This window comes from Neisseria sp. P0001.S005 (assembly GCF_051963715.1).
The window spans coordinates 1-378 of record NZ_JBQCTZ010000737.1; the positions used below are offsets into that span (position 1 = coordinate 1).

At 54.2% G+C, this 378-nt stretch carries 1 pseudogene; it reads left to right on the plus strand.

Features of this window, described 5'->3' with window-relative positions:
* Positions 1-378: pseudogene (locus ACTHSP_RS22625) on the plus strand (lysozyme inhibitor LprI family protein); the annotation flags it as partial.

Here is a 378-nt window from a genome sequence, read left to right on the forward strand (position 1 = left end):
AATGACAACCGCCAATTCGTCGATGCCGACAAAATCATCGCCGCCGGCCTCGAATTAGAAACCCTGCTTGAAGACCCCAAAGAAACCGAAGACGACGGCAAAGCCATCTGCCGTGCCAACCTCAAAATCCGCATTCCCGACACCATCCTCAAGACAGCCATAGACAACAGCCCGCTGATTTACGGCAACACCCCGTTGTCCGACATGCTCGAACAAAAACTGATGGGCAGCAATCTGACTTTTGAAAACAACACGTTCAGCACCACCCTGCTCTACACCCCCGACAAAGACGGCAAACCGGTTCTCGAAGACAACACCCTGAGCACCACAGCCCAAACCCTTTCCGCCACCCTGCTGCCCTACGGCGTGAAAAGCATC